Genomic DNA, 17,260 nt, shown 5'->3' on the forward strand with positions numbered 1-17,260 from the left:
GTTTTTTCCCAAAACTAATGAAATTTATAACTAATAAATGAATTATTTTTTAAAAATTAAGCCGAATTTCTACTGGCATTAATATTACCAAATAAAGAACGCATTACCATTTTTTCATACACCTCAATTTCGGCTTCATTACCTTCACTTTTTTGCAAATCTTGAATTTTCTTTAAAGCAAATTGCTGTATGGTTAACAATGGTAAAACAATACTTTCTCTCATTGCAATAGAAGCTTTACCCTCAGGATAATTCTCCATTAACTCTTTATGGCCAGTTAATTTTAGCAACAAACGTTTTGTTGTTTTATATTCTTCGTAAATTAATTTCCAAAATTCTCCATAAACAGGATCATCAGCCATATATGCAGTTAACCCAAAGAAAGATTTGGTTAAACTCATCATACTGTTTTCTAACAGTGTTTTAAAGAAATCTGATGCATTGTAAAAAGCTACAATTTCATCAAATCTACCTGCATCTTCGTATTTTTTTAGTGCTGTTCCAACACCAAAAAATCCAGGCACATTTTGTTTTAATTGACTCCAACTACCAACAAAAGGAATAGCTCTTAAAGCAGAAAAATCTAAAGTATCTGAGTTAGATCTTTTACTTGGTCTACTACCAATATTTGTTTTTGCATAGTATTTTAAGGTACTCATTTTTTCTAAGTACGATAAAAATTGAGGATGATTTTTAAAGTCTACATAAGTCTTGTAACTTGTGTTTGCTAAATCGTTAATTATATCTCTATTAGTATCATTAATTTGGTCTTTTGTAAAAACCTCATTTTTAATTCCTGAACTTATTAATTGCTCTAAATTAAATTGTGAAGAATCTAATGTTCCAAAATTTGAACTAATAGTCTGACCTTGAATGGTTAGCTGTATTTCTTTGTCTTCTATTGTTGGGCCTAAAGAAGCATAAAATTGATGTGTTTTTCCTCCACCTCTTGCTGGTGGTCCTCCTCGTCCATCAAAGAAAATAACTTCAATATCAAACTCTCTAGATATTTTTGTCAGTGCTTCTTTTGCTTTAAAAATACCCCAATTTGCCATTAAATAACCACCATCTTTAGTTCCATCAGAGAAACCTAACATAATAGTTTGCTTGTCTTTTCTTTTAGATAAATGATATCTGTAAGCCTTATTAGAATAAAGCGTTCTCATTACATCACTAGCATTTTCTAAATCTTCTACTGTTTCAAAAAGTGGAATTACATCTACTGGTAATTCGTTTTCAAATCCACATAAATTTAGCATGGCAAAGGTTTGCATTACGTTTAATGCAGTTTGGTTATTACTAATAATGTATCTATTAGCACCACTTTCTCCATTTCTTTGTTGAATGGTTTTAAGAGCGTATATAGATTCTATGGTTTTAACAGACATCTCATCAGACAAAATAGAAGTGTCTATATTTCCTTTTACTAAAGCCAATACTTCTACTTGTTCTTCAGGTGATAATCGTTGATAATTTTTTGGAAAAGTAGTATCTCCACTTGCTAATAAATCATCTACAATTTGTGTAAATGCATTATGATGCACTCTACTATCTTGTCTTATATCTAAGGTTGCAAAATGAAAACCAAAGATTCTAACTTTGTTAATTACATCATTTAATTCATCAATAAATAATGAATCGTGGTTTTTAATAACAATATCTCTCGCGTTTTCTAATTCTTCTAAAAGTATTTCTTTAGAGAAATTTACTTTTGCATAACTTCTTACAACATGTTTATATAAACGCTTTTCAACTCTAGATAAAATTTCTTGCACACCATGAAAAGTAAAACGTCTTTTTAAGCGTCTAACATCTCTATAGTAATTTCTTAATATAGACTGACGTAATCTTTCTGCAACATCTAACGTAATTTGTGTGGTAACAAAAGGGTTACCATCTCTATCTCCTCCAGGCCAAAAACCTAGGTCGATTATTTCGTTTTCTATGGGTTGACCATCGTAAACATGCTCTTGTATATAGTTGTGTATTTTACTTACAGAATGATAAAATACATTCTCTAAATACCAAATTAAACTTACAGCTTCATCAAAAGGTGTTGGCTTAGATTTTTTATAAAATGGAGTTTTACCTAATTGCGCTAATAACTTCTTAATTAAAAGTAAATCGTCATTTTGAATGGCTTTGTCTAGATCTGTAATGATACCCAAAACAGAACCTGGGTAAAACTGTGTTGGGTGTGCAGTTAAAACTACGCGTACTTTAAAATCTTCTAAATATTTTTTTAAAGCTTCATCTTTACCACTTAAAGTTGCAGATTCTTTAGAGTTTCTAAGTGTTCCAAAACCATCCATGTTATTCACAACAGGAAAGGCTGCATCTTCTATAGCATCAAACAAAACTACTTGACGTTCTATATATTGAATGAACTGAAAGAGTAAATCTTTTTTATCTGATTCACTAGGTGTATCTTGATATTTCTTGAAGAACTTATCTACAATTTCTGTTGGGTTTTTTCCGTTTTTAAACCCTTTTTCACATACTTTATGAAAAAGTGGTAACAATACCCCTGTATTGTTTATGGTATCAAAAGGAAGTGTAATAAATATACTATTGTAGATTTGATACTTAGACAATACATTGTCATTAAATTTGGTAAGTTTTGGTAAGGTAGACATAAGCTATAATTTACATGGTGAAATTACAAAAAACCAAAAATAAAGATGCTAGGTATTTAGCAATAATTCCAATTTTCATTGCGAATAATGTAGAAATTCACACTATAAATTTTTAAATAGATAAAAACTGAAGAAAACTATTAAATATTTAATTTTTAGAAACTGTGGGTTGCACAGAGAGTGGACTTGGGCATTGCAAGTTCCAACGAGTTGGATCATTCTCCAATCGAAATCCTTTTAAAAAGTTTTCATCTCTATAGGCATTATAATCATCATAGATTAAAGAAGAAGGTTTTTTACCAAGGTTTTGAAAATCTACAGAAAATTGATTTAGATCTAAATCTAGTAAATCCACATAAACAAAATTAAAATTTTTCAACTTTAATTTATTATTTAAAGCGTAAGCACTGTTTTTTAAAGCGAAAGACGAAAACGTATAAATACTCTTTGGTTGATTTTGTTTTTGTTGTGCAGAAAGTGATAAACTAAAAGTACAAGCTATTGCAAATAGTACTAACTGTATTTTCGAAATCTGAGTAATTTTTGCACTAAAAATCATAATTATTTATTTGTTAGTATTAAAATTTTCAAGTCCGTCTTTTAACCATGTATAATAAGTGTCTCTGTTTGTATATTGTTGGGCAGAATTTAAAACTTCTAAATCTGGACTTAATAATACATAATAGGGTTGAGACGCGTTTTTAAAATTAATTACTTGAAATGTAGACCATTTATCGCCTACAGTTTTAATTTGTTTCAATTTACCATTTTCTTTTAAGAAATCAAACTGTTGATTTTCTGGCAACTCTTTTTCATTATCATCTACATAAAGCGAAATTAAAATGTAGTCGTTTTTAAGTATTCTAAAAATGTCTAATTCACTCCAAACATTTTCTTCCATCTTTCTACAGTTTACACAAGCCCAACCTGTAAAATCTAGTAAAATTGGTTTGTTAACTGCTTTTGCTTTTGCTAAACCTTCATCAAAATCTTTATAACAATCTAAACCTAAAGGACAATCGTTTTCTTGTTCGTAAATGCTATAAAATTGAGGTGGAGGAAAACCACTTAGGAGACTTAAATTCCAAGTAGGGTTTTTTAAAACTCCAGGCCCTAAATAAATAATAAAAGCAATTACTAAAGTACCAAAAGATATTCTTGAGAACGATAATTTCTTTACTGGAGAATCGTGTGGAAATTTAATTTTAGCAAAAATGTACAAGGCTAATCCTATAAAAATAACAATCCAAATACCAATAAAAATTTCACGTTTTAGAATATCCCAATGTGCAACCAAATCAGCATTTGATAAAAATTTAAATGCCAAAGCTAATTCTAGAAAACCTAGTACAACTTTGGTTGTATTCATCCAACCACCAGATTTTGGCAATGCATTTAACCAATTAGGAAATAGTGCAAACAAAGCAAAAGGTAAAGCTAGAGCCAAACCAAAGCCAGTCATACCTGCAGTTAATTGAGTAGCTCCACCATCTGCAGTTAAAGAGCCTGCTAATAAAGAACCTAATATTGGACCTGTACAAGAAAAAGATACAATTGCTAAGGTTAACGCCATAAAAAAGATTCCTAGAATACCACCAACAGACGATGCTGAGTCCATTTTATTACCCCAAGAACTTGGTAAGGTTATTTCGTAAAAACCAAAGAATGAAAATGCAAAAAACACAAGAACTGCAAAAAAGAATATGTTTAACCAAACATTTGTAGAAATGGTATTTAAAATCTCTGGATCTAAATTATCTAAAAAGTGAAAAGGGAGACTTAATAAAATGTAAATAAATACAATAAAAAAACCATAAAGAATTGCTCTAAAAACACCCTTTCTTTTATTGTTGGTTTGTTTGGTAAAAAATGAAACGGTTAATGGAATCATAGGGAAAACACAAGGTGTTAAAAGTGCTAATAAACCACCAACAAAACCTAAAAAGAAAATACTAAAAAGTCCATTTGACGATTCAGAATCAACATCTGAATCGCTTTTTAAAAGCGATTTATTCTTTAATTCTAACTTTAATTTTTGAGTAAGTAGCTTACTCTTTTCGTCTAAAACAATGGTTTCTTTTATAGTACTTCCTGTTAACGAAAGTGTGAAATCCTCATCAATATTTATGCAAGCTGTTTCGCAAACTTGGCCAAAAAAGTTAATTTTAATTTGTGTAATATCTTTATTTGTAAGCTGAATTCTTTGTGTAATTTTTGCTTTATCCTTAAAAACAACTTCTTCTACTTCCCATACATCAGAATATTTTTTAAAGGTATCTTCTTCTTGAGGGTTACCTACTAATTTATACCCAGTTGCGTTTTCTGGTATAGAAATTTCTAAAGGTAAAGATGCATTTTCAGGATTGTACTGAGAGTATAAATACCAACCTTTGTAAAGTTTAGCATTAAAAACAATATCGTATTCAGTATCTGAAATTTTGTTGATAGAAGCATCAATTTTTATGGGGTCACTTTCTGTTTGTGCTTTTGTAATAAAAGCAGTCAAAAAGATAAAAAGGGTGATGAATTTCTTCATTATAATGTAGTTATTTTTAAATTTTTTTTGGTTGATTGTATTGCAGAAAATCTACGATCTTGCCTATAACCAATCACCCAAATAATAGCATTATTAGCATTGCAAAGTAACCAAGTATTTTCTTTATCTAAAAGTGAAAATTTTTCATCTTTAAAATATTTACTAAGCTTCTTTTTTCCTGTCATTCCTAGAGGATAAAGATAGTCTCCATTTTGTTTTTTTCTTAAAGAAAGAGGGTAATTTAACAAATCTTTATCAACGTAAATAGTTTGTTTATTCTGTTCATTTAGCTCTGAAACTTCGCTAAAAGTTAACTGAATTGGATGTTTTATTTCAGATAAATTTTCAGAAATAAGTATTTCTTCAAATACATCATTATTTTCTAATTTAGATAAGATTAAATGTGTTCTATCTTTTAATAAACGATGTGTTTTAGAATATAATTGTTTACCTGCTTGCGCTTCTAATAAATGATAAACATCATTCCATTCTGTAAAGTTGTAATCTTTTAATAGTTGGAATAAATATGCTTTTGGATTCGATAATTTCTTAATCAGCCCAATATTTATTTGCAGATTATCACTTTCACTAGAAATTATTTTTTGAGAAACATCTTCAATTCTATCAGCAATGATAGTTTGCGCTTCTTTTAAATTTTCTATGGATTGTGAAAATGTTTCTAATAGACTAGGGTTAATTTCTTTAAGGATAGGTAAAACTTTATGCCTTATTTTATTACGAACGTATTTTGTAGATGCATTACTAGCATCTTCTCTCCAATCAATATTATTTTCTTTAGCATAATTTAAAATTTCTGCTCTACTAAAAGGTAATAATGTACGAACAATGTTGCCATTAATAGCAGGTATTCCTGTAAAGCCATCTAAACCAGAACCTCTTGTTAGGTTTATTAAAAAGGTTTCTAGATTATCATCTGCATGATGTGCTGTTAATACAAAATCAAAATCGTGTTTTTTTACTAACTCTTTAAACCAATTGTATCTTAATTCTCTAGCTGTAATTTGAGTAGAAGTTTTACGTTTTTTAGCAATTTCTTTTGTATCAAAAATAATCGTAAAAATCTGATTAGACGTTTTTTGTGATAAATTAATGACAAATTCTTCATCTAATTCACTTTCTTTTTCTCTAAGTTTAAAATTGCAATGTGCTAATGCAATAGTAGCACTATTTAGTTGATTAAAAAGGTGTGTTAATACCACAGAATCCAATCCTCCAGAAATAGCAATCAATAGTTTTTTACCCTGTAAAAAAGGAAAATTTATGTTGATATGTTCTTTGAATTTTTGAAGCATTTACACTTCAAAAGTAATGAAATTAAAGTTGAGAATTTAACCAGTCTACAACATCTTGTAGCATTTCTTCTTGGCACAAATCATTATGTAATTCATGATAACCACCTTCATATAATTTTAGCTTTGCACTTTTGCTGTTATTGGCAAACGCTTCTGTGCCTCTATAATCTATAATGCTGTCTTCTGTGCCATGAACTAGCAACATTGGTATAGTAAGTTTATGCGCATTTTCTATAGCCCACTCTCCAGTTTCAATAAATTTTATAGAATAATTTGGGCTTATTTTAGAATGTACTAAAGGATCTTGAATATAGCTTTTTACTTCTTTTTCATCTCTTGAAATAGCATTTACATCAAGCTCATTTCCCATAGTTAAAGAGGGTACAATATTCTGCAGTAATTTACCTACAAATAGTTTTACAGCTGGTGGATCAAAGGCTAATTTTAAAAATGGGCTAGTTGCAATTGCTCCTTTTAAATCATGGGTTTTTCTAAGCACATAATTTACGATGGTATTACCACCCATGGAATGCCCATACAAGAAAATTGGTTTCTTAGGAAAAACACTTTTTGCCTTTTCAATTACTTTTGTTATACTTTCTAAAACTGCCTCAAAATTTGGGTTATGACCTCTTTTACCACCTGTTTTTCCATGACCAAAATGATCAAAAGCAACAACTGCAAAACCATTATCTGTTAATTTTTGTGCAACATGTGTATATCTGTTAGAGTGTTCACCCATTCCATGAGCTAAAACAACCACTGCTTTTGTTGTTGCTCCTTGCCAATATTGACCATAAAAATTAGTATCGTAAATAGTAAAGTTGAATTCTGTGTTGATCATAATTATGGGTTAATTAGTTTTAATAATATCGTCAGAAGTATTCGGTTTTTGGTCTTTACCAAAAGAAATGAGTTGGTAATTTAAGGAATCTTTTGATACTTTATAGATAAAATCATTTCCCCAATAATCTTTGGTTATATTTTTATGCAAAGGATTGTTTCTAATAATTTCTTTTAGTTCTTTAGGATAAAAACCAAATTGTTTTTTTTCGGATGAAAGTAATAACTGAATTTTAACAATTTTCGAATTGGTGTTTTCTATAGGTCTATTTTCGAGATTGAAATAGGAAATTAATGCAAAAGTTAGAAGAAAAATAGGGAAAGCTATTAAAAGTGGCTTTGTCATTGGATGCCAAACGATACTTTTAGGAAGATTGTTTTCTTTCTCAAACTTTCTTCTTTTTTTATGCTTAATCCAATACTTTATATCTAAATACCATTCAAGTATTTCTGAGAATAGTTCAGCCAAATTATCTTTTTTTCAACCAAACACGAATTTCTTTTTTTAAAGATTGTTCAGGTTTTGGTAAAGGAATTGTTTTTCCAAATTGTTTACTTCTGTTAAATTTACTAAAATTAACTTTTAGCTGTTTCCAATCTTCAGGATACAGTTTAAGAAAACCACTAAACATATTAATTTCATTAGGTTTTTCTTTTATTGATGCAAAAATAGCTTCAAACTTTTCTTCTTTATTTTGTATCATAATCAATTAGAATTCAGCAATACATAACGCATTGCTTTTGCTTTTAGTAAACACTCTTCATATTCCCTTTCTGCTATAGATTTTGCAGTTATTGCACTACCCACAGAATAAGAAATGTACTTATTTTCTTCATTATAAAGTATGCTTCTTATAACCACATTAAAATCAAAATTACCTTCTGGTGTAAAATAACCAACAGCTCCAGAATACAAACCACGTTTTGTTTCTTCTAAATCTTCGATAATTTTCATGGCAGATACTTTAGGAGCACCTGTCATACTTCCCATGGGAAAAGTATCTTTTATAACATCTACTGCATGAATATCTTCTTTTAGTTCAGAAACCACAGTAGATATCATTTGATGCACTTGTTTAAAGCTATACACCTTACAAAGCTCTTCAACTTTTACAGAACCTTTTTTAGCAGATTTAGATAAATCATTTCGCACCAAATCTACAATCATCACATTTTCTGAACGTTCTTTAATATCTTTTGATAAATCTGAGGCAATTTTCTGATCATCAATTGTACTTCGTAAACGTTTTGCTGTACCTTTTATAGGCTGTGATATAATTTTACTTCCCTCTTTTCTAATATATCTTTCAGGGGATGCAGATAGTAAATACTGATGGTCCATTTTCAGAAATACTGCAAAAGGTGGTTCTGATATGGCATTTAAATCTTTATAGACTTTTAAAGGATTTATGGTTACATTTTCTGCATAAAACTCTTGGCAAAAATTTGCCTCATAAATATCACCTCTTTTAATATGGTCTAAAACTTTATGAATTTTGCTGTAATATTCTTCTTTATGAATTCTGAGTTTTATTTTAATATCACTTGCAAATTTTTCAATTTTAAGGTTTTCAGATTTTTGGATTGCTTTAAAATCACTTTCAATTTCATCATCAACCATTTTGAGATAATGAAATTCTATTACATTTCCTTTGATGAAAAACAACTTTTGTGGCTGAAAGAAATACAAATCAGCAAAATGTAAACCATCAATATTTTTTGAAGAAAGTTGTTCTACATCATTTTTAACATCATAAGAAATGTAACCAAAAATATAGTCATTTGTAGTGTTTTGATATTCTCTAAGTTTATCAAAAGCATTAGAATAATCTGTTTTTATAGACGTGAATTCCTCTGCAGCTAAAGCACAATCAAAACTGGAATATTGCTGTTGGTATTTATTAGAATCTAACCAAACTGATGTGTCAAATTGTTGTGCCCAAATTAAAAGGTTGTCTTTAAATTCAACAACATTATCAACAGTAAAAGACTTTGTGGTTCTTAGCATATTTACTACAAAAATACTTGAAAGTTTTGGAAACAAAAAAACCTCACCAAAGAGTGAGGTTTTTAAATATTATTTAATTTTTATGCGTTTAATGGTTTACCATCCCAAGCTGCTTTTGCTGCTTCTTTTACTGCTTCTGAGTAAGTTGGATGACCATGACAAATTCTTGCTAAATCTTCTGCAGAAGCTCTGTATTCCATAGCTACAGCAGTTTCCATAATTAAATCAGCAACTCTTGCACCAACCATATGTACACCTAAAACTTCGTCTGTTTTTTTATCTGCTAACACTTTTACAAAACCATCTAAATCTCCACTAGCTCTAGATCTACCTAATGCTCTCATAGAGAATTTACCAGATTTATATTCAATTTTTGCATCTTTTAATTCTTGTTCAGTTTTACCAACTGCAGCAACTTCTGGCCAAGTATAAACAATACCAGGAATTAAATTATAATCTATATGTGGTTTTTCGCCAGCTAAATATTCTGCAACAACAACACCTTCTTCTTCTGCTTTATGAGCTAACATTGCACCTTTTACAACATCACCAATAGCATAAATGTTAGATACATTTGTTTGTAAATGATTGTTTACATCTACTTGTCCTCTTTCATTAACCTTTACCCCAGCTTTATCTAAGCCTAAACCTTCTGTGTATGCTTTTCTACCTACAGCAACTAAACAATAATCTCCAGTAAAGGTTACCTCTTCACCTTTTTTGTTATTTGCTTTTACTATGATTTCATCTCCATTTCTTTCAACAGAAGTAACACCTGTACTTACGTTAAATTTCATACCCTGTTTCTTTAAAACTTTTTGTAGTTCTTTAGAAACATCAGCATCCATAGTTGGTGTAATTTTTGGTGCATATTCTATTACAGTTACATCTGCACCTAATCTTTTGTAAACAGAACCTAACTCTAAACCAATAACTCCACCACCAATTACTAATAAATGTTTTGGTACTTCTTTAAGTTTTAAAGCTTCTGTAGAGGTAATAATTCTATCTTTATCTATATTGATAAAAGGCAATGTAGATGGCTTTGAACCAGTTGCTATAATGATATTTGTACCTTCTATAACTTCTGATGAGCCATCATTCTTAGAAATCTTTACGTGAGTAGCATCTTCAAAAGATCCTAAACCTTCGTAAACATCAATATTATTTTTATCCATTAAATACTTAATTCCACCAGTAGTTGTCTCTACAACTTTGGCTTTGCGATCTATCATTTTTGAGAAATCGAAACTTGGTTTTTCAACCGAAATTCCATGCTCTTCAAAATGATGAACTGCATCATAAAAATGATGCGAAGAATCTAATAATGCTTTAGAAGGAATACAACCTACGTTTAAACAAGTTCCTCCTAATGTGCTATATTTTTCTATGATAGCTACCTTTTTACCTAATTGAGATGCTCTAATTGCAGAAATGTATCCTCCAGGTCCTGAACCAATAACTATAATGTCGTATTTCATAATATCTTATAATGGAAAATTAAGGTACAAAAATACTAATATTTTTAGAGAATACATTCAATTTATGTAGATTTACAGTTCTTAAAATATAAAGTTCTATCTAATGAAAATACTAAAAAAAATAGGTCTAGTTTTACTATTAATATTGATAATTGCGCAATTTTTTGGTCCAGAAAAGAATGATGGAGATTTGGCTTCTGTAGATGCTTTTATTGCAGAAACAAATCCGCCAGAAGATGTTTTACAAATTTTAAAAACTACTTGCTTTGATTGTCACTCTTCAAAAACTACCTATCCTTGGTATAATAACATAACACCAGTTAATTACTGGTTAGAAGAACATATAGAAGATGGTAAAAAACATTTAGATTTTTCGAAATGGAGTTCTTATTCCCTAAAAAGAAAAGAACATAAAATGGATGAGTTGTATGAAGAAGTGGAAAAAGGAGAAATGCCTTTAAATTCTTATACTTGGACGCATTCTGAAGCCAACTTAACCCAAGATCAAATAAATGCAATTGTAACTTGGGGTAAAAAAGTTCAGGCAGATTATAAGCAACAAATGGCTAGTAAATAATTGGCTAAAGAAACAATTTTAATTATTGGTGCTGTTTGGGTAGAACCCAATTCTTCTGCAGCTGGCAGTAGAATGATGCAACTTATTGAATTGTTTTTAAAGAAAAATTATAACGTAGTTTTTGCATCTGCTTCTCAAAAAAATGAGAATGCTTTAAATTTATCTACTCTGCAAATAGAAGAGGTATCAATTGAATTGAACAATACTTCTTTTGATCTTTTTGTTAAAGGTTTAGAACCATCAATTGTCATGTTCGATCGTTTTATGACAGAAGAACAATTTGGTTGGAGAGTTGCTGAAAATTGCCCAAATGCTTTACGAATTTTAGATACAGAAGATTTACATTTCTTAAGAAAAGTTCGTTATCAACAAATAAAAAAAGGAGAAGATTTTACAAACGAAGCTTTATTAAAATCTGATGATACCAAAAGAGAAATTGCTTCTATTTTAAGATGTGATTTGTCTTTAATCATCTCAACTTATGAAATGGATTTACTAAAATCTGTTTTTAAAGTGGATGAAAAGTTACTTTATTATTTGCCATTTTTATTTGATAAGATTGATGAAAATAAATCAAAAAAATGGAAAACTTTTGAAGAAAGAAGGCATTTTGTATTTATAGGTAACTTTTTTCATAAGCCAAATGTAGACGCAGTTATCACTCTAAAAAAAGAGATTTGGCCAACAATTAGAAAAGCAATTCCTGAAGCTGAAATGCATATTTATGGTGCTTATATAAATCAGCAAATACAGCAATTACAAAATAAAAAAGAAGGTTTTATTATTAAAGGTTTTGCAGAAAACTCAAAAGAAGTTATTGAAAATGCAAAAATAGTTTTAGCTCCTTTACGTTTTGGAGCAGGAATAAAGGGTAAATTAACTGAAGCCATGATTTGTGGAACTCCAAGTGTTACAACTACAATAGGTGCAGAAGGTATGCACAAGAATTTATCTTGGAACGGTTATATAAATGATGATTTTAATGAATTCTCGAAAGCAGCAATTGAGTTGTATTCCACTAAAAGTTTATGGGTCTCATCTCAAAAGAAGGGTATTACAATCATCAATCAAATTTATGATAAAGAGAAATTAGAAACTCCTTTTATCAATAAAGTACAAGAAATTCAACAGAATTTAGATGAACATCGAACTCAAAATTTTTTAGGGAGTTTATTGCAATATCAAACATTACAAACTTCAAAATTTATGAGTAAATGGATTGAGGCAAAAAATAAACCTGCTTAATTAGTTTTTATCAAAATTTGGAATGTAATCTGTAGGAAGATCATCTGCAAACTGCTCAAAAGACCAATATCCAGTTACAAATACATTAAATGGTTTTTCTAAAGTACCATTTGCATTTACTTTTACCTGATTTTTGAGTAGTCTTATATAACTCTCTTGATGCTTTAATTTCGGCCCATTTCTAGGGTAATTTTTTTCTTCTTCTTCTGCCATAAACTTTACTCTTAGTTCATGCTGAAAACTCAAGAAATAGTCATTATTTATCTTATTGAAAAACTCTTTTTGTTTTATATATTTATTGATGATTTTATAAGTAAACAAGGGTAATTTACTGCTATTAACAGCAATTATTGCAGAATCTAGCTTGTTGGATGGATAGTCTATTTCTTTAGAGAAATCAACAAAAACATTTTTCATCTTTTGTTGAGTGATGTAGTTGTTCGCTTTTTTAATTTCCTCATTGGTTGCTCTTTCTGGATTTTTAATTTTTTGAACCAATGCTATTTTATATTTTTCTCTTCTGTAATCTTTATTAATTAAAGATTTAAAAAAATGTTGTTTAGAGCCCAAATAACTTCGTAATCTATTTTGGCTCCATTGTTTAATTTCTTTCTCTTTTTTACTTTTCATCTCTGTGTATTTACTAAAACCCAAATAAGCAATTTGAGTTGGAGATAGCCTAAAGTATTCTAAATTATAAGTAATTAAATAGCCTAAAGATTCGTTTCTAATTTTTAAAGGTTCTGTAGCATTTACGGTTAACTCTTTTGTTGTTTTATTGTAGTTAAATTTTAGCACTTCTGGATTTAAAATTTTACATTTTTTAGAAAATTTGGTAGTTCCTATAAATGTTTCTCTAAACTTAGTAAAATATCGGTTTCGTTTATTCCTAGATAATTTCGATTTCTTTCCGTTTTTACTAGTGATTATAATTTCGTCTAAAGATTTTGTTTCTAGTTCTAAAGAAAAAATAAGTGGATTTTTATACGTGCTTGTTTTAAGATTATAGGTAATGTTTTTATATCCTAAAAAAGAAACAATCAATTGATATTCTCCTTCATCTACAGGTAGTTTAAATTCGCCATTAGCATCTGTAGTTGTACCAACCATAGTACTATTTAAATAAACTGCAGCATTTTCTATAGGTTCATTGTCTATATAAACTTTACCAGTTATTTGTATAATATTTTTCTTTTGGGCAGATGAATTTGAAAAGTAAAAACAAAATAATAGTAAGAAGAAGTAGCAATTTTTAATTTTCATATTCTAAATATATAGCTAATTCATTTTACTAGCAAATGTATTTGTTTAGAAAATAGTTTTATAATTTAGAATTTGGTTTATAATCTAAAGGTAAAGAGTTTGCAAATTTTTCATAAGACCAATATCCTTCATAATAAGCAGATAAAGGTTCTTTTAAGATTCCCCTTTTATCTATAATAACATTCTTTTTTACAGGAATAAAACTCGATGTTTGTGCTAAAGGTTGGGTTCGTTTGCTAAAAAGTGTTCTTCTTAAAAAACGCAGTTCTTCTTTCTCTTTAGAATATACTATGCTTAAGTTATTCTCAAATATTAAATAATATTGATTGTTCTTAGTGCTAATAATGTCCTCTTTTTTTAACTGAGACTTGTATAAATAATCTTCATATTTTGGCAATCTACTTTTTCTTACTGTAACATAAGCAGAATCAATTGCATTTTTTGGGTTCTCTAAATCTCTTTTAATATTTATATTATTAATCCTATTAAAACGAATAATTGCTCTGGCTTTTTCTATGGCTTCATCAGAAGGTCTTTTGGTGTTTAATACTCTTTTAAATTGATTAACAATATAACCTTCCTCTTTAAAAGTATCATTTATTAAAGATTTTAAAAAATGAACAACAGAACCTTTATAGGCAATTTCTCTATTTGCTTTCCAACGCTTTTTCTTACGTTTACCTCCTTTTAAATTCTCATATCTAGAGTATCCTAAATAGGAAACATAATTATTAATTTTTGTAAAATCTTCTAGCTCATATGTAATTAAATAACCTAATCCTTTATTTTTAATTTTTAATGGTTTTCTAGCAAAAGCAGTAAATTTATTTTGTTGATAATCGAATTCGAAATGCAACACTTCAGGATTCAGTATTTCACATTCTTGAGCCAAATTTGTAAGTCCAATAAACTCTTGTTTAAAAGAAGCTAAATTGTGTTTCCAGGTTTCATCATAAATCGTTTTTTTAATGGTAATCTCATTCAATACATTCTCCTCTTCTACCAAATTAAAACGAAGAGGTTTTTGATAGTTTGAAGTATTTAAATTATAGTTGATTTTTTTAAACCCTAAATAAGATACTATAAGTTCATATTCGCCTTCAGTAACAGTTAAGGTAAATTCACCAGCATTATTTGTGGTAGTTCCTAACATTGTATTGTTTAGATAAACAGCTACATTTTCTAAAGGAAGATTAGATTCAAAGACACTACCTTTTATAGTTATTTGAGCAGTAATAATACAAGGGAAAAGTATACAAAAAAGGAAAAACCGATTTTTCATAGCCTAAAAATAAGCAATGAAAAACCGATTTTATAAAACGAAATGTTAATATGTATTAGATTACAGTAAACCAGCTCTTTTTAGTAAGGCATCTGGTTTTGGTTCTTGCCCTCTAAAGCGTTTGTACAATTCCATTGGTTTTACAGTACCACCTTTAGAAAGCACATTATCCTTAAATTTTGTAGCTACTTCTTTATTAAAAATTCCTTCTTCTAAGAAATATTCAAAAGCATCAGCGTCTAAAACTTCTGCCCATTTGTAAGAGTAGTATCCTGCAGAATATCCTCCTTGAAAAATATGAGAAAAAGCTGTACTCATACAATTTTCAGCAACATCAGGATATAATCTAGTTTCAGAAAAAGCATCAATTTCAAAATCTTTTACAGAGGTAATTTCTGATGGATTTTCAGAGTGCCATTTCATATCTAAAAGTCCGAAACTTAATTGACGTAAAGTTTGCATTCCTTCATGAAAACTAGCAGATTCTTTAATCTTTTCTACATATTTCATTGGGATAATTTCACCAGTTTCATAATGCTTTGCAAACAACTCTAAAGCTTCTTTTTCATAACACCAATTTTCTAAAACCTGACTTGGTAATTCTACAAAATCCCAAGAAACAGAAGTGCCAGATAAACTGTTATATGTGGTGTTTGCTAACATACCATGTAAAGCATGACCAAATTCGTGAAATAAAGTGGTAACCTCGTTAAATGTTAGTAAAGATGGTTTTGTAGCTGTTGGTTTTGTAAAATTACACACAATAGAAACGTGAGGTCTTTCATTAACTCCGTTTTTAATTTGTTGCGATTTGTAACTTGTCATCCAAGCACCATTTCTTTTTCCTTTTCTAGGATGATAATCAGCATAAAAAACAGAAATGAAATTTCCTTCATTGTCAGTTACATTGTAGGTTTTTACATCTGGATGATATTTTTCGATGGTAGAAACTTCCTCAAAATTCAAATCATACAAACGATTTGCAATTTCGAAAACACCATCAATTACATTTTCTAATTTAAAATAAGGTTTTAAAATCTCTTGATCTAAATCAAATAATTCTTTCTTTAATTTTTCTGAATAATAAGCTCCATCCCATTTTTGAAGCTGATCTATTCCATCTAACTTTTTAGCATAATTCTCTAAATTTTCAAACTCTTTTTGAGCAGCAGGTTTTGCTTTTGCTAATAAGTTGTTCGAAAACTCGATTACTTTCTCTGGAGTTTCTGCCATTCTTTCTTCTAACACAAAATGAGCATGGGTTTTGTAACCTAGTAAATTTGCTCTTTGCTGACGTAAGTTTACAATCTCTAAAACAATTTTCGCGTTGTTGAATTCATTGTCTTGAAATGCCTTCTTACCAGCTGCAATTGCCATTTTTTTACGCAATTCTCTATTGTCTGCATACGTTAAAAACGGAATATAACTTGGGTATTGTAAAGTGAAAATATACCCATCTTTATCTTGTTCTTTTGCTAATTGACTAGCAGCTTCTTTAACAGAATCTGGTAAGCCAGAAACCTCTTCTTCTTTGGTTAAATGCATTTCGAAAGCATTGGTTTCTGCTAGAACATTTTCACCAAATTGTAAAGATAATTTAGATAGCTTCGCATCTATTTCTCTTAGTTTTGATTTCTTTTCATCATCTAAATTAGCACCATTTCTGGCAAAACCTTTGTATTGCTTTTCTAACAACATTTGTTGTTCAGGTGTTAAATCTAAATTTTCTTTATCATCAAAAACAGCTTTTACTCTGTTAAATAATGCCTCATTTAAAGTGATGTCGTTTCTAAATTCACTTAACCAAGGTGAAACTTCTTGAGCAATTTTTTGAATAGCATCATTGGTTTCTGCCGAATTTAAATTGAAGAAAATAGAAGTTATTCTATTCAATTTTTCTCCTGTAAAATCTAAAGCTACTGTTGTGTTTTCAAAAGTAGGTGCAGCTGTATTATTTACAATTGCATCAATTTCTGCTTTTGCTATTTCTATCCCTTTTTTAATAGCTGGTTTGTAATCTTCAGAAGAAATTTTTGTAAACGGAGCTGTATTAAAATCTTGTAAAAGTGGGTTCAT

Annotated in this window: 14 protein-coding genes; 2 read left to right on the forward strand and 12 right to left on the reverse strand. The window is 29.2% G+C overall.

Going from position 1 to position 17,260, the window contains the following annotated elements; translation table 11 throughout:
• Nucleotides 1-56: 56 nt before the first annotated feature.
• From LPB302_RS10470 to lpdA, 9 genes are all read right to left on the reverse strand, one after another.
• Nucleotides 57-2,636, reverse strand: a complete 2,580-nt coding sequence (locus LPB302_RS10470) for a phosphoenolpyruvate carboxylase (RefSeq protein ID WP_053973597.1) — start codon at nucleotides 2,634-2,636, stop codon at nucleotides 57-59.
• Between the two features lie 148 nt (nucleotides 2,637-2,784).
• Nucleotides 2,785-3,195: a hypothetical protein gene (locus LPB302_RS10475; RefSeq protein WP_053973596.1), complete on the reverse strand. Its 411-nt coding sequence runs from the start codon at nucleotides 3,193-3,195 to the stop codon at nucleotides 2,785-2,787.
• Nucleotides 3,196-3,201: 6 nt separating this feature from the next.
• Nucleotides 3,202-5,172 carry a protein-disulfide reductase DsbD family protein gene (locus LPB302_RS10480; RefSeq protein ID WP_053973595.1) on the reverse strand — a complete coding sequence of 657 codons (1,971 nt, stop codon included), beginning with the start codon at nucleotides 5,170-5,172 and terminating at the stop codon, nucleotides 3,202-3,204.
• Nucleotides 5,172-6,485, reverse strand: a complete 1,314-nt coding sequence (gene tilS, locus LPB302_RS10485; protein WP_053973594.1) for a tRNA lysidine(34) synthetase TilS — start codon at nucleotides 6,483-6,485, stop codon at nucleotides 5,172-5,174. Before tilS ends, LPB302_RS10480 begins: the two co-directional genes overlap by 1 nt.
• A 22-nt stretch (nucleotides 6,486-6,507) precedes the next feature.
• Nucleotides 6,508-7,329, reverse strand: a complete 822-nt coding sequence (locus LPB302_RS10490; RefSeq protein WP_053973593.1) for an alpha/beta hydrolase — start codon at nucleotides 7,327-7,329, stop codon at nucleotides 6,508-6,510.
• Between the two features lie 9 nt (nucleotides 7,330-7,338).
• Nucleotides 7,339-7,797 carry a type II secretion system protein GspG gene (locus LPB302_RS10495; RefSeq protein WP_053973592.1) on the reverse strand — a complete coding sequence of 153 codons (459 nt, stop codon included), beginning with the start codon at nucleotides 7,795-7,797 and terminating at the stop codon, nucleotides 7,339-7,341.
• Nucleotide 7,798: 1 nt separating this feature from the next.
• Nucleotides 7,799-8,032, reverse strand: coding sequence for a hypothetical protein (locus tag LPB302_RS10500; protein ID WP_053973591.1), 234 nt, complete (start codon nucleotides 8,030-8,032; stop codon nucleotides 7,799-7,801).
• Between the two features lie 2 nt (nucleotides 8,033-8,034).
• Nucleotides 8,035-9,336, reverse strand: a complete 1,302-nt coding sequence (gene pabB / locus LPB302_RS10505) for an aminodeoxychorismate synthase component I (RefSeq protein ID WP_053973590.1) — start codon at nucleotides 9,334-9,336, stop codon at nucleotides 8,035-8,037.
• Between the two features lie 80 nt (nucleotides 9,337-9,416).
• Nucleotides 9,417-10,817: a dihydrolipoyl dehydrogenase gene (gene lpdA / locus LPB302_RS10510; protein WP_053973589.1), complete on the reverse strand. Its 1,401-nt coding sequence runs from the start codon at nucleotides 10,815-10,817 to the stop codon at nucleotides 9,417-9,419.
• Between the two features lie 103 nt (nucleotides 10,818-10,920).
• On the opposite strand from lpdA, the gene LPB302_RS10515 reads away from it, so the two are divergent.
• Together LPB302_RS10515 and LPB302_RS10520 are read left to right on the forward strand one after the other, a co-directional pair.
• Complete coding sequence (locus LPB302_RS10515) at nucleotides 10,921-11,394, forward strand: heme-binding domain-containing protein (protein ID WP_053973588.1); 474 nt, start codon at nucleotides 10,921-10,923, stop codon at nucleotides 11,392-11,394.
• Complete coding sequence (locus LPB302_RS10520; RefSeq protein WP_053973587.1) at nucleotides 11,395-12,639, forward strand: glycosyltransferase; 1,245 nt, start codon at nucleotides 11,395-11,397, stop codon at nucleotides 12,637-12,639.
• Here LPB302_RS10520 and LPB302_RS10525 read toward each other — a convergent pair whose 3' ends face one another.
• From LPB302_RS10525 to LPB302_RS10535, 3 genes are read right to left on the reverse strand one after another with little or no spacing between them, the layout of a single operon-like run.
• Nucleotides 12,640-13,902 (reverse strand): carboxypeptidase-like regulatory domain-containing protein, encoded by a 1,263-nt coding sequence (locus tag LPB302_RS10525; RefSeq protein ID WP_053973586.1) that lies wholly within the window; start codon nucleotides 13,900-13,902, stop codon nucleotides 12,640-12,642.
• A gap of 58 nt (nucleotides 13,903-13,960) precedes the next feature.
• On the reverse strand, nucleotides 13,961-15,184 hold the full coding sequence (locus LPB302_RS10530) for a carboxypeptidase-like regulatory domain-containing protein (RefSeq protein WP_053973585.1): 1,224 nt from the start codon (nucleotides 15,182-15,184) through the stop codon (nucleotides 13,961-13,963).
• Nucleotides 15,185-15,244: 60 nt separating this feature from the next.
• Nucleotides 15,245-17,260 (reverse strand): M3 family metallopeptidase, encoded by a 2,016-nt coding sequence (locus tag LPB302_RS10535; protein ID WP_053973584.1) that lies wholly within the window; start codon nucleotides 17,258-17,260, stop codon nucleotides 15,245-15,247.

The sequence above is a fragment of the Polaribacter dokdonensis genome (genome assembly GCF_024362345.1).
Lineage (GTDB): Bacteria > Bacteroidota > Bacteroidia > Flavobacteriales > Flavobacteriaceae > Polaribacter > Polaribacter dokdonensis.